Consider the following 12,761-nt stretch of genomic DNA (forward strand, 5'->3'; position numbering starts at 1 on the left):
GGTCGGCATATGGCTGTCGTTCACCACACCACACTCGAGCCCGGCAAACTCGAATTGCTCACCCCATGGCTGCCGACGCGCGAATGGTTCACCGGCACAACGCCGCAGCTGCACAAGGCAGGCGGTTTCCGCCTCGACGACCCCGACGGCGAGGTGGGCATCGAGCACATGCTCGTCGTCGACACCGCCGATGCCCAGCAGCCCGTCTACCACGTGCCGATGACCTATCGCGGCGCCCCGCTTCCCGGCGCGGACGCGGCGCTGATCGGCACCTCCGAACACGGCGTGCTCGGCACCAGGTGGATCTACGACGCCGCGCACGATCCGGTGGCACTCGCGCAGATGGCTGCGTTGCTCACCGGGAGCGCGATGGCCCAGGACCAGAACCACAGCGACGCCCGCGCCCGCACCGTCGAGGTGTCCGCCGCTCCGGAATTACCGAAGGCCGTGCGCGTCAACCGGATTCCGTCGCGGTCGGCCGAATCCGCGCTCGGGTGGGTCAGAGTGGGCTGGACCGATGCGCAGGGCGCGAAGGCCGAGGGGGTAGTGCTGGAGGTAGCGGTGAACTGAACGCGCATGCGTGCGGGCGGAAGGAGTCGAGGTGATGATCGGCGGATACGGAAATCGGACGGCAGCGGCGGTGGTGGTCGGCGCGGCCGCCGCCACCGCGCTCGCCGGTTGTGCGCAGCACGACTCCGGAACCGCCACATCGGCAGGTCCGGCCACCGAAACCTCCGCCGCACAGGCGTCTTCGCCGCAGGCGAGCCTCACGGCGGCGCCCACCACCACCGCGCCGGCGGTCGCCGCGTGCCGGCCGCGCCAACTGGACATCGCCGCGCACACCCTGTCGCCGGGCATGATGCATCGCGGCGTCGAACTGACCTTCACCCTCGCCGCCGACACCCCGCCCTGCACGATCGGCGGCTATCCCGGCGTCGATACCGGCGAGGGCGGTCCGGTCCTGCACGCCCAGCGCACCCCACGCGGCTATATGGGCGGCCTGCCCCGGGACGACGACACTCCGCCCACCGTCACCGTGCTGCCCGGTCGCCCCGCCCGCGCGGTCGTGGAAGGGTCCGCGATGGGCCCCGCCGGGGAGGACTGCCCGTTGTACACGAGTCTGGTTGTGACAGCCCCCGATTCGACCGACACCCACACCGTGCACACCACGATCGACACCTGCGCTCTGCAAGTACATCCGGTCACCGGCTGAAGCGACGAGCGCCGCGGTGCCGGATCTCAGGTGAGGGCGAGCATCCGGCACGGCCCGCCCGTACCGCCGATATGGTCGGGTCCGCCGACCACGACGGTGGCACCGGTCGGCGGGACCGAGCCGAGGTTGGCCACCATCTCCACGCCGTAGCGCCCGCCGCCGAGGAATGCCGTGTGTGCGCCGTAGTCGAGATCGGCGGCGTGGTCGAGGCTGAGCGTATCCACCCCCGCGCCGGCGATATCGCGCTGGCGCACAAGGTATTCCGCGGCCTCGGCGCAGAAGCCGGGGGCATGCGGAGTGCCCTCGACATCGAGGTTGACGAAGGCCGCAGGATGGGCGAGCCGACGCTCCCACCCGGAATACATGGCGACGAAGGCACGCGGCGGAATGCGGCCGTAGATCCGCTCGAAGGCATCGATGTCGTCGATCGTGACCGTCGCGTCGACATCGAACGACGCCTTCGCGCTGATGTCGATCACGATGAGTGGAGCCACCAGATCGCGCACCGGGAAGTCGGACGCCGCCCCGCCGGATGCGCGGCGCAGCGGCGCGTCGACATGTGTTCCGGTGTGCTCCCACAGCGCGATCGCGTTCTGATCGAAACCTCCCAGCGCATGCCATGCCACCGGAACCATCGCGAACGGCGGATTGCCCGGCCACATCGGGATATTCGGTCCCACCGGATGCGTGAGGTCGACGACGGTTCCCCTGCCCGCGCGGGCGACGGGAGCGGTGGCCGCCGCCAGTGCCGCGAGGCCCGCGGCGCCCGACAAGGCGCGCCGCGACGGGGCCGCCGGGAAATCGGCGCTGTCGTGGGCGATCCGGACGATCCGAGGTGCGCACATGGTGAGCGGCAGCTTAGTCGCTGCCCGGGCGGCCCGGCACGGCGACGACGAGTCGCCCTCAGCCCGGGATGCGAGGTGGCCAGTGCCGCAATGCTTCTCGTTCTCGATCGAGGAATTCGGCGAATGTCGTGGCCGGTCGTCCGGTGAGATCGGCCACCGCCGAGGTGGTTTCGGACAGGGTGCCTGCCGCCACCTCGCGATAGAGGTGGGCGACATCGTCGGCGAACCCGGCCGGAAGCCCCTGCGCGACCAGACGCTGGGCGAACTCACGCACCGGCAGATCCACATACGACACGGTCCGCCCGACCACCGTCGACAATTCGGCGGCGATCTCGGTATGCGACAGTGCGTGCGGGCCGGTCACCACGAACCGCTCGCCCCCGCCCCGGGCGCCGGTCAGCAGCGCCACCGCGCACGCGGCGATATCGGCACAATCGACGTAGGACACCCGGGCGTCACCGTATGCGCCGATGAGATCGCCGCTGCTGGTGAACGAACCGGCCCCGGTGAGGAAGTTCTGCATGAACCCGCTGGGCTGCAACACCGACCACTCCAGGCCGGAGGCCTCGAGGTGGGCCTCGATCTCGCCGTGCGCACCCTCGGCCAGCAGTCCGCCGACCCGCGCGCCCCATACCGATACCTTCACCACGCGCCGCACGCCCGCGCGAACGGCCGCGTCGATCACCGCGTTCTGCTGGGTGATCATCGGTTGCGGTCCCGAGACCGGCACGGCGCCCGGCGAACACAGGAATATCCGCTCGACGCCCGCCAGCGCGGCCGTCAGCGTTTCCGGCTCGTCGAGGTCGCCGACCGCGACGTCCCCACCCAATTCCCGCCCGCGCTCCGCATCCCGCACGAACGCTCGAAACGGGACGTGTTCGCGCCGTAGGTGACGAACCACGTGCCGGCCGATCGAACCCGTGGCGCCGAAGACCAGGATCATGCGCAACTCCTACTAAAATCGAGGGACCCTCGAAATATTAACTCGAGGCTGCCTCGACTTAGAAGGGTTGGTTGTGAACGAGACTCCGTCCACCCGGCGCAAGCCGCGCGCCGACGCCCGGCGCAACCGGCAGTCGCTGCTGGCGGCCGCCGATACCGTCTTCGCGGAAGGCGGCGTCGACGCGCCGCTCGAGCAGGTGGCGCGGCGAGCCGGCGTCGGAATCGGAACCCTGTACGGCCATTTCGCCACGCGCCGCGCGTTGGTCGCCGCGCTGTTGTCGGAACGCAACGAGACACTGTTCGATGGCGGCGAGAACCTCTGCGATCGGCAGGGGGACCCCGCCGAAAACCTGGCGGCATGGGTCGCACTCGTGGTCGAGCACGCCGCCACCTATCAGGGATTGGCCGCCCTGCTCGCCGAAGGAGCGCACGACGACGACCATGAGTTGCACGCCGACTGCGCGAGGATGGATCGCATCACCGAACGACTGACCGAGCGTGCACGGGATGCGGGCGCGCTGCGCGCCGAGGTCACGGCCGCGGACATCGCCACCCTCATCAACGCCGCGGCCTGGACGCGTGAGCAGGCCGGCGCGGACCGCGCGCAACGCCTCATCGCGGTGGCGCGGACCGGCCTGTTCGCGTGAACCGGAGCGAGCGCCTCAGTGGGTTTTCCGGGCCAGGGCGCACGCGATCAGTTGTTCCCACAGGGTCGGTTCGCGCTCGGCGGGACCGATGCGTGAGACCGAGGCGTCGGCTTCGGCGGGCCGCCAGCGGGCGCAGATCTCGAGCCCCGGCTCGAGCACCTCGAGATCACCGAACAGGTCGAGGATCTCCTCGTCCGAACGCCAGCGCCCCCGCCCGAACGTCGCCTGCAGTTTCTCCTCGGCGGCCTGCGTCTCCTCGTTGAAGCCGGAACGGAAATGCGAGATGTAGATCTGCGAGCCGACCGCAATCCGGTCGCTCCACCACCGCACCAGCTCGCCCGGGTTCTCGTCGTTGTTCAGGTGGTGCAGGATCGCGCTGAAGATCACCGCCACCGGCTCGTCGAAATCGATCAGCCGCTGCAGATCCGGATGGGAGAAGATGGCATCCGGATCTCGGAGATCGGCGTGGATGACCGTGGTGTCGTCGTCGGCGGACAGCAGTGCGCGACCGTGGGCCAGCACGATCGGATCGTTGTCCACGTACACCACGCGCGGCGCGTCGAGGTGACGCTGCGCGACCTGATGCACATTGTCGACGGTCGGCAACCCGCTGCCCATATCGATGAACTGGCGCACACCGGAGTCTGCGATATCGGCGACCGCGCGAATCATGGCCTGCCGGTTGGCATAGGCGATGGCGACCGAGCCGGGCAGATCGTTGATGAAGTAGTCGCCGACCTTGCGGTCGACGGCGTAGTTGTCGCGCCCGCCCAGCAGATAGTCGTATACGCGGGCGATACTCGGCTTGGATTGATCCACCTGTGCGGCGCTGTCGGTCATGACACCTGTTCCTGTGCGCGGAGGTCCTCGTCGGGCTCGATCCTAGGGCCACCGTTGGCTTTTCGGTGCCGCGTCACCGAGAACCGTTGTCCGCGAGGCATTTCCCGGCATCACCCAGTGACGAAATCGACCGCATGGTTCGCCAGATCCAGCAGCGGCTGCGGCACGATACCCAGAGCCAGTGTGGCCGCGCCGGTGATGATGACGACCATCGTGGTCACCGGCGCGGTGACCACGGCGGGCGGCGCCTCCGGCGGATCGGTGAAGAACATCTGCACGATGACGCGGATGTAGAAGAACACGGCGATCGCACTGGAGATCACACCGACGATCACCAGATACGCCGCGTGCCCGGCGGCGGCCGCCGAGAACACGGCGAATTTCCCGACGAAACCACTGGTCAGCGGAATACCCGCGAACGACAGCAGAAACAGCGCGAAAACCGTTGCCAGCCATGGTGAACGGCGGCCGAGCCCGGCCCACGCCGACAGTGCGGTGGCCTCGTCTCCCACGCGGTCGCGTACCAGCGTGACCACCGCGAACGCGCCGACGGTGCTCACGCCGTAGACGGCGAGGTAGAACAGCACCGCCGACACCCCGTCGGAATTGGCCGCCACCAGCGCGGTGAGGATGAACCCGGCGTGGGCGATGGAGGAGTAGGCGAGCATGCGCTTCACATCGGTCTGAGTCACGGCGAGAATGGCGCCCAGCACCATCGTGGCCACCGCCACGGCTCCCAGGATCGGACGCCAGTCCGCACTCAGCCCCGGCACCGCGACCTGCAGGATGCGCAGCAGAGCGCCCACTGCCGCGATCTTGGTCGCCGCGGCCATGAACGCGGTGACCGCGGTCGGCGCGCCCTGATACACATCGGGCACCCACGACTGGAACGGAACCGCGCCGATCTTGAACAGCAACCCGACCACCAGCATCGCCACACCCAGCACCGCAAGGGTTTTCGAGCCGGAGTCCCGGGCCACCGCGTCGGCGATGCCGGACAGCCGAACCGTGCCGGCGTAGCCGTACAGCAGCGCCATCCCGTACAGGAAGAAGGCCGAGGCGAACGCGCCCAGCAGGAAGTACTTCAGCGCCGCCTCCTGCGACAGCAACCGCCGCCGCCGCGCCAGCCCGCACAGCAGATACAGCGGCAGCGACAGCACCTCGAGCGCGACGAACAGCGACAGCAGATCGTTGGAGGCGGGGAACAACAGCATGCCGCCGACCGCGAACAGCGTCAGCGGAAAAACCTCGGTGGTGGCGATACCCGCCCGCGCGGCGGCGATCTCGTCCGAACTGCCCGGCACCGCCGCGGCCTGCGGGGTGAACGCGTCGACCACGACCGCGCCGGAGCCCACCGCGGCCGCCCGGCTCCAGGTCCCGGGACCCTCCCGGCTTTCGCGCGCCAGCCGCGGTTCGATACCGCGTTCGGCCATCAGCGCGACCGCGAGGATCGCGACCACCAGGATGGTGCCCTGCAGCATCAGCGTCACATTGTCGACGGCGACCGCGCCGACGGCCACCGTGGCATGGGTGCCCGCGAGCGCGATCACTGCCACCAATGCCGCCACCAAACCGCCCAGCGCGAGCACCAGATGGACCGGGTAACGCCACGAACGCGGCAGGAACGCCTCGACGAGCACCCCGGCGACGGCCACACCGAAGACGACGAGCATCGGGGCGAGGGCGTGATATTCGATCGAGGGAGCCGGGACCGTCGCGGCCAGATACTGATTCACCGGTGGTTACCTCCGCTCGGAGTGGTCGCGGCCGGTACGGTCGCCGCATCCGGCGCGACCGTGGGCGCCGGATCGTGTTTGCCGATGGTGGTGAGGGTGCCGGCCACCGCCGGATTGATCCGGTCGAGAACCGGTTTCGGATACGCGCCGAGGACCAGCAGCGCCGCCAGCAACGGCACCACGACCACCAGTTCGCGCGGCAGCAGATCCGGCAAGCGCTCGTTGCCCTTGCGGACCGGACCGGTCATCATCCGCTGGTACATCCACAGCACGTAGAGCGCCGCCAGCACCAACGCGCCCGTGGCGAACACCGCCGCCACCGGATATCTCGTGAATGTGCCGACGAGCACGAGGAATTCGCTGACGAACGGCGCCAGCCCGGGTAGTGAGAGCGTCGCCAGGCCCGCGATCAGGAAGGTGCCCGCCAATATCGGCGCCACCTTCTGTACGCCGCCGAATTCGGCGATCGCCCGAGTCCCGCGGCGCGACACCAGGAACCCCGCGATGAGGAACAGCGCCGCGGTCGAGATGCCGTGATTGACCATGTACAGCGTCGCGCCCGCGCCACCCTGATCGGTCATCGCGAAGATGCCGAGAATGATGAAACCGAAATGCGAGATCGAGGTGTAGGCGATCAGGCGCATCACATCGGTCTGCCCGATGGCCAGCAGCGCGCCGTAGAGAATGCCGATCACCGCCAGCACGCTGATCATCGGCGCGTAGGTGGTGGAGGCGGCGGGGAACAGCAGCAGGCAGTAGCGCAGCATCCCGAAGGTGCCGACCTTGTCGACCACCGCCATCATGAGCACCGCGCTCGCGGGGGTGGCCGAGACCGCGGCACCCGGCAGCCAGGTGTGCAGCGGCCACAGCGGCGCCTTCACCGCGAAGGCGAACATGAAGCCGAGGAACAGCGCGTTGAGCACGGCCGGCCCGGCACCGAGCTGCCCGGAATTCGCCGCCGCCGTGACCGCCCGGAAATCGAAGGTCCCGCCCTCGCCGCCGAGATGAGCCCGCGCGGTGAGCACGTACAGCCCGATCACCGCGGCCAGCATGATCAGGCCGCCGAACAGGTTGTACAGCAGGAACTTCACCGCCGCGCGCGAACGCTGCTGCCGCAGTGCCAGTTCCACGGCCGCCGATTCGGCGCCGGTGGTGCGGGGCCCGAATCCGCCGATGAGGAAGTACATCGGGATGAGCATGACCTCGAAGAACACGTAGAACAGCAGGATGTCGAGCGAGACGAACGAGATCAGCACCATCGCCTCGACGATCAGGGTCAGCGCCACGTAGATGTGCGCGACCCGCCGCCCGCTGCCCGCCTCGCGGTCGTCCTTCCATCCGGCGAGGATCAGCAGCGGCACCAGTGCGGCGGTCAACAGCAGCAGCACCAGGGCGATCCCGTCGACGCCGAGGGTGTAGCCGGCGCCGAAAGCCGGTATCCAGCGATGTGATTCGACGAGCTGATACTGCGGGCCGCTCGGATCGAAACGCACCGCGACCACGATCGCGACGGCCATGGTGGCCAGCGACAACACCAGTCCGGTCACCCGGGCCAGCGTGCGCCGGCCGGCCGGGACCGCCAGCACGACGACGGCGCCGGCCAGGGGCAGCACCCACAGTGTGGTCAGCCAGGGATACTCCGTCACAGCAACCTCACCGCCAGCAGGGCCGCGACCACCAGGGCCGCGCCGGTGAACATGGACAGGGCGTACGAGCGCACGAAACCCGTTTGCACGCGCCGGATTCGCGCCGACAGGCCGCCGATCACCGCGGCCGTGGTGTTGACGATGCCGTCGATCCCGCGGTTGTCGAGGAATACCAGCGAGCGGGTCAGGTGGGTGCCCGGACGCATGAACGCCGCCTCGTTGAGCGCGTCGCCGTACAGATCGCGCCGGGCCGCGACGGTCAGCGGCGTGACGTCCTGTGGGGCGGTGCGCGGCACCGCGCGCCGCGCGTACTGGCGGTAGGCGACCGCGATCCCGATCGCGACCACGACCAGCGCCGCCACGGTGACCGCCCACGCCGGCACGGCGCTTTCGGCGTGTTCGGTCCCGACCACCGGCGCCAGCCAGTTCTGCAGCGACGAGCCGAAGACGAACACCCCGCCGGAGAACACCGAGCCGAGCGCCAGCACGATCATCGGGCCGGTCATCACCGCGGGCGCCTCGTGCGGCTGCGGCTGCGGCTCGGATTCGCCCGCAGCCCATCGCTTTTCACCGAAGAAGGTCAACAACATCACGCGCGTCATATAGAAGGCGGTGATTCCGGCGCCGAGCAGCGCGGCGGCGCCGAGGGTGATGCCGTTCGCACCGCCGTACCCGAACGCGGCCTCGATGATCCGATCCTTGGAGAAGAACCCCGCGAACGGCGGCACCCCGATGATCGCCAGATAGCCGAGCCCGAAGGTGACGAACGTGATCGGCAGATACGTGCGCAGCCCGCCGTAGCGACGCATATCGGTTTCGTCGTTCATCGCGTGCATGACCGATCCGGCGCCGAGGAACAATCCAGCTTTGAAGAAGCCGTGGGTCAGCAGATGCATGATCGCCACGGCGTATCCCGCCGGGCCCAGTCCGGCGGCCAGCACCATGTAGCCGATCTGACTCATCGTGGATGCGGCCAGTGCCTTCTTGATGTCGTCCTTCGCACAGCCGATGACGGCACCGAACAGCAGCGTCACCGCACCGACCACCAGCACGCCGGCGCGCGCCGCCGGCGCGGCGTCGAAGATCGCGTTCGAGCGAGCGATCAGATACACACCGGCGGTGACCATGGTGGCGGCGTGGATGAGCGCCGACACCGGAGTCGGGCCTTCCATCGCGTCACCGAGCCAGGACTGCAGCGGCACCTGCGCGGATTTACCGCAGGCGCCCAGCAGCAACAGCAGCCCCAGAGCCGTGAGGGTGCCTTCGCTCGCCTGCGGGACACCGGCGAACACGTGCCCGAAATCGACCGAGCCGAAGGTGGCGAACATCAGGAACAGCGCTATCGCCAGACCCATGTCTCCGACGCGGTTGACCACGAAGGCCTTCTTCGCCGCCGCGGCCGCCGACGGCTTCTCGTGCCAGAATCCGATCAGCAGGTACGAGGCCAGGCCCACACCCTCCCAGCCGAGGTAGAGCACCAGATAGTTGTCGGCCATGACCAGGATCAGCATCGCGGCCAGGAACAGGTTGAGGTAGGCGAAGAATCGCCGCCGCGCCGGGTCGTGTGCCATGTAGCCGACCGAGTAGATGTGGATCAGCGAGCCGACGCCGGTGATCAGCAGGACGAAACACATCGTGAGCTGATCGAGTTGCAGTGAGAACTCCGCCTGCAGCCCGGCCACCGGTATCCAGCTGAAGAAGGTGTGCGACACCGCGCGATCGGCGCCGGCGCGGCCGAGCATCTCGGCGAACGCCCACACCGCCACACCGAAGGCGGCCACCGCGGTCGCGCAGCCCAGCCAATGCCCCCAGCGGTCGCTCGTGCGTCCCGCCAGCAGCAGGATCAGTGCACCGGCGGCGGGCAGGGCCGGCAGCAGCCAGAGCAGATTCCCGGTACCCACGTCAGTACTTCAGCAGGTTGGCGTCGTCGACCGAGGTCGAGCGGCGGGCGCGGAAGATGGTCATGATGATCGCGAGGCCCACGACGACCTCCGCGGCGGCGACGACCATCGTGAAGAATGCGAAGACCTGCCCGTCGAGGTTGTGGTGCTGCCGGGCGAAGGTGACGAAGGCGAGATTGACCGCGTTGAGCATCAACTCGATGCACATGAACACCACGATCGCGTTGCGCCGCACCAGCACCCCGGCCGCGCCGATGGTGAACAGCAGGGCGGACAGATACAGGTAGTTGTCCGGATTCACCGCGGAGCCTTCCTCTCGTTGTCGCCGGTCGTGTGGGCGGCGTTGCCGCCGTTGCCGTTTCGCATGCCGATCTCCGCCGCCTCGGTGTGGGCGCGGCGGCGGCGATGGCGCAGGATGGTGCTCACCGACAGTTCGGCGAACGAGCCGTCGGGCAGCCGGGCCGGCACGTCGACGGCGTTGTGGCGGGCGTAGACACCGGGGGTGGGCAGGGGAGTGATGCGGTGGCCTTCGCGCAGGCGGCGCTGCGATTGTTCGCGCTGCCCGGTGCGCGGACCGAACCGTTCCCGGTGCGCGAGGATCATCGCGCCGATGGTGGCGGTGATCAGCAGCGCGCCGGTGAGTTCGAAGGCCCACACGTAGCGTACGAAGATCAGTTCGGCCAGCGCCGCGATCGGGTCGGCGCCGAATCCGGGTCCGGTGGCCGCCACCGAATCGTCGCGCACCCCGCGAGCGATCGCCGCGATCAGCAGCAGCCCGAATCCGATGCCCACCACGATGACGGCGATGCGGTGCCCGCGCAGCGTCTCCCGCAGCGATTCGGACGAGTCGACGCCGACGAGCATCAGGACGAACAGGAACAGCATCATGACCGCGCCCGTGTACACCACGATCTGCACCACGCCGAGGAACAGCGCGTCCTGGGCGATGTAGAACACCGACAGGGTGATCATGGTGGCCGCCAGGCACAGCGCCGAATGCACGGCCTTGCGGGCACACACCATGCCGAGACCGCCCCCCACCGCGACCACCGCGAGCACCCAGAACAGCACGGCCTCGCCGGTGGACGTTCGCGTAACCGCCTCGGCGGCAAGCATATTCACTCCCGCATTCACTGCGCACCTCCCTGTGCGCCCGCGAGATCCGCATCCTGGGAATCGGATTGCCGCGCCACGGCGATCCCGGTGGAGCCGAGGCCCTTATCGCGGTCGGTGCCGGGGGCCGCGGGAACGGCGCCGAGGTAGTAGTCCTTCTCGGTGGCGCCCGGGTAGGCGGCGTGCGGCGGGGCGATCATCCCGTCGCCCAGCGGGGCGAGCAGCCGGTCCTTCTCGTAGATCAGGTCGGCGCGATTGTCGTCGGCCATTTCGTATTCGTTGGTCATCGTCAACGCCCGGGTCGGGCATGCCTCGATGCACAGACCGCAGCCGATGCAGCGCAGATAGTTGATCTGGTACACCCGGCCGTAGCGTTCGCCGGGAGAGTAGCGCTCGCTGTCGGTGTTGTCGGCGCCCTCGACATAGATCGCGTCGGCGGGGCAGGCCCAGGCGCACAGTTCGCAGCCGATGCACTTCTCCAGGCCGTCGGGATGCCGGTTGAGCTGGTGGCGGCCGTGATAGCGCGGTGCGGTGGGCACCTTCTCCTCGGGATAGAACTCGGTGTTCTTCTTCTTGAACATCGTGACGAAGGTGACCCAGAACCCGCCGATCGGTTCCAGCAGACCGGCTCTGGTCGCGGGCGGCGCGGTGTCGGGCATCGGTGGGACCGGGAAGTCCGAGAACTGTTGTGTCCCGGCTGTTTCCGGTGCCGGATTGTCACCGGCGCGCCCGGCGCGCAGCATCATCGCCAGCAGGCCCAGCGAGATGACCACCCCGGCGGTCACCAGGCCCGCGGTCTGCACGTCGTGGCCGTTGTCCTGCACCACCTTCAGCGTCGCCACGATCATCACCCACAGCAGCGACACCGGAATGAGCAGCTTCCAGCCGAGATTCATGAATTGGTCGTAGCGCATCCGCGGCAGCGTCCCGCGCAACCAGATGAAGACGAACAGGAATGCCCAGACCTTCAGCGTGAACCACAGCAGCGGCCACCAGCCCGAATTCGCGCCGTCCCACAGGTTCAGCGGGAAGGGTGCGTGCCAGCCGCCGAAGAAGAGCGTGGTGGCCAGCGCCGAGACAGTACCCATGTTGATGTATTCCGCCATCATGAACATCGCGAATTTCAGCGACGAGTATTCGGTGTGGAATCCGCCGACGAGTTCACCCTCGGCTTCGGGCAGATCGAAGGGGGCACGGTTGGTTTCGCCGACCATCGCCACCGCGTAGACGACGAACGACGGCAGCAGCAGCCACACGTTCCAGGTGCCCCACTGCCGGTCCACGATGCCGGAGGTGGACATGGTTCCGGCCAGCAGGAACACCGCCGCGAAACAGGCCGCCATCGCGATCTCGTAGGAGATCACCTGCGCGGTCGAGCGCAGGCCGCCGAGCAGCGGATAGGTCGATCCCGACGACCACCCTGCCAGCACGATGCCGTAGACCCCGATCGAGGTCATCGCGAGGATGTAGAGCACCCCTACCGGCATATCGGTCAACTGCAGTGGTGTGCGGGTGCCGAAGATCGACACCTCCGGTCCGAGCGGTATCACCGCGAACGCCATCACCGCCGGAATCAGCGCGACGATCGGTGCCAGAATGAAGATCGGCTTGTCGACCATCGCCGGGACGATGTCCTCCTTGAGGAGCATCTTGACCCCGTCGGCGATGGATTGCAGCGAGCCGCGCGGCCCGACCCGGTTGGGGCCGACCCGCATCTGCATCCAGGCCACCACCTTGCGTTCGATCACCACCGCGAGCAGCGGGATGAGCAGCAGGAAGACGAAGATGCCGATCGACTTCACCACGACCAGCCACCACGGGTCGTGGCCGAAGGCGGACAGATCGGCCGGTGCGGCGACCAGCACGGCCGGCGACATC

12 protein-coding genes are annotated in these 12,761 nt (G+C 68.4%); 3 read left to right on the forward strand and 9 right to left on the reverse strand.

Annotated features, from left to right (window positions below; genetic code table 11):
• Positions 1 to 9 precede the first annotated feature (9 nt).
• Positions 10 to 570, forward strand: coding sequence for a maltokinase N-terminal cap-like domain-containing protein (locus tag NMI01S_RS11410; RefSeq protein WP_062996362.1), 561 nt, complete (start codon positions 10 to 12; stop codon positions 568 to 570).
• 34 nt (positions 571 to 604) lie between these two features.
• Positions 605 to 1,213 (forward strand): DUF4232 domain-containing protein, encoded by a 609-nt coding sequence (locus NMI01S_RS33710; protein WP_084512862.1) that lies wholly within the window; start codon positions 605 to 607, stop codon positions 1,211 to 1,213.
• 26 nt (positions 1,214 to 1,239) lie between these two features.
• Here NMI01S_RS33710 and NMI01S_RS11420 read toward each other — a convergent pair whose 3' ends face one another.
• Positions 1,240 to 2,058 (reverse strand): cyclase family protein, encoded by an 819-nt coding sequence (locus NMI01S_RS11420; RefSeq protein ID WP_062996364.1) that lies wholly within the window; start codon positions 2,056 to 2,058, stop codon positions 1,240 to 1,242.
• 58 nt (positions 2,059 to 2,116) lie between these two features.
• Positions 2,117 to 3,001 (reverse strand): SDR family oxidoreductase, encoded by an 885-nt coding sequence (locus tag NMI01S_RS11425; RefSeq protein WP_062996366.1) that lies wholly within the window; start codon positions 2,999 to 3,001, stop codon positions 2,117 to 2,119.
• Positions 3,002 to 3,074: 73 nt separating this feature from the next.
• Here NMI01S_RS11425 and NMI01S_RS11430 point away from each other — a divergent pair, with 73 nt between their 5' ends.
• Complete coding sequence (locus tag NMI01S_RS11430; RefSeq protein WP_062996368.1) at positions 3,075 to 3,647, forward strand: TetR/AcrR family transcriptional regulator; 573 nt, start codon at positions 3,075 to 3,077, stop codon at positions 3,645 to 3,647.
• 15 nt (positions 3,648 to 3,662) lie between these two features.
• Here the strand turns inward: NMI01S_RS11430 and NMI01S_RS11435 are convergent, their stop codons facing one another.
• From NMI01S_RS11435 to nuoH, 7 genes are all read right to left on the reverse strand, one after another.
• Positions 3,663 to 4,487: an SAM-dependent methyltransferase gene (locus tag NMI01S_RS11435; protein ID WP_062996370.1), complete on the reverse strand. Its 825-nt coding sequence runs from the start codon at positions 4,485 to 4,487 to the stop codon at positions 3,663 to 3,665.
• Between the two features lie 110 nt (positions 4,488 to 4,597).
• Positions 4,598 to 6,223, reverse strand: coding sequence for an NADH-quinone oxidoreductase subunit NuoN (gene nuoN / locus NMI01S_RS11440; protein ID WP_062996372.1), 1,626 nt, complete (start codon positions 6,221 to 6,223; stop codon positions 4,598 to 4,600).
• On the reverse strand, positions 6,220 to 7,869 hold the full coding sequence (locus NMI01S_RS11445) for an NADH-quinone oxidoreductase subunit M (RefSeq protein ID WP_062996374.1): 1,650 nt from the start codon (positions 7,867 to 7,869) through the stop codon (positions 6,220 to 6,222). Before NMI01S_RS11445 ends, nuoN begins: the two co-directional genes overlap by 4 nt.
• Positions 7,866 to 9,770: an NADH-quinone oxidoreductase subunit L gene (gene nuoL / locus NMI01S_RS11450; RefSeq protein ID WP_062996376.1), complete on the reverse strand. Its 1,905-nt coding sequence runs from the start codon at positions 9,768 to 9,770 to the stop codon at positions 7,866 to 7,868. The genes NMI01S_RS11445 and nuoL overlap by 4 nt, the downstream gene beginning before the upstream one ends.
• Before the next feature lies 1 nt (position 9,771).
• Positions 9,772 to 10,071, reverse strand: a complete 300-nt coding sequence (gene nuoK, locus NMI01S_RS11455) for an NADH-quinone oxidoreductase subunit NuoK (protein WP_062996378.1) — start codon at positions 10,069 to 10,071, stop codon at positions 9,772 to 9,774.
• Complete coding sequence (locus NMI01S_RS11460; protein ID WP_062996462.1) at positions 10,068 to 10,886, reverse strand: NADH-quinone oxidoreductase subunit J; 819 nt, start codon at positions 10,884 to 10,886, stop codon at positions 10,068 to 10,070. The genes nuoK and NMI01S_RS11460 overlap by 4 nt, the downstream gene beginning before the upstream one ends.
• 14 nt (positions 10,887 to 10,900) lie before the next feature.
• Positions 10,901 to 12,760, reverse strand: coding sequence for an NADH-quinone oxidoreductase subunit NuoH (nuoH, locus tag NMI01S_RS35855; RefSeq protein WP_084512869.1), 1,860 nt, complete (start codon positions 12,758 to 12,760; stop codon positions 10,901 to 10,903).
• Position 12,761: the final 1 nt, after the last annotated feature.

Source organism: Nocardia mikamii NBRC 108933, assembly GCF_001613505.1.
Lineage (GTDB): Bacteria > Actinomycetota > Actinomycetes > Mycobacteriales > Mycobacteriaceae > Nocardia > Nocardia mikamii.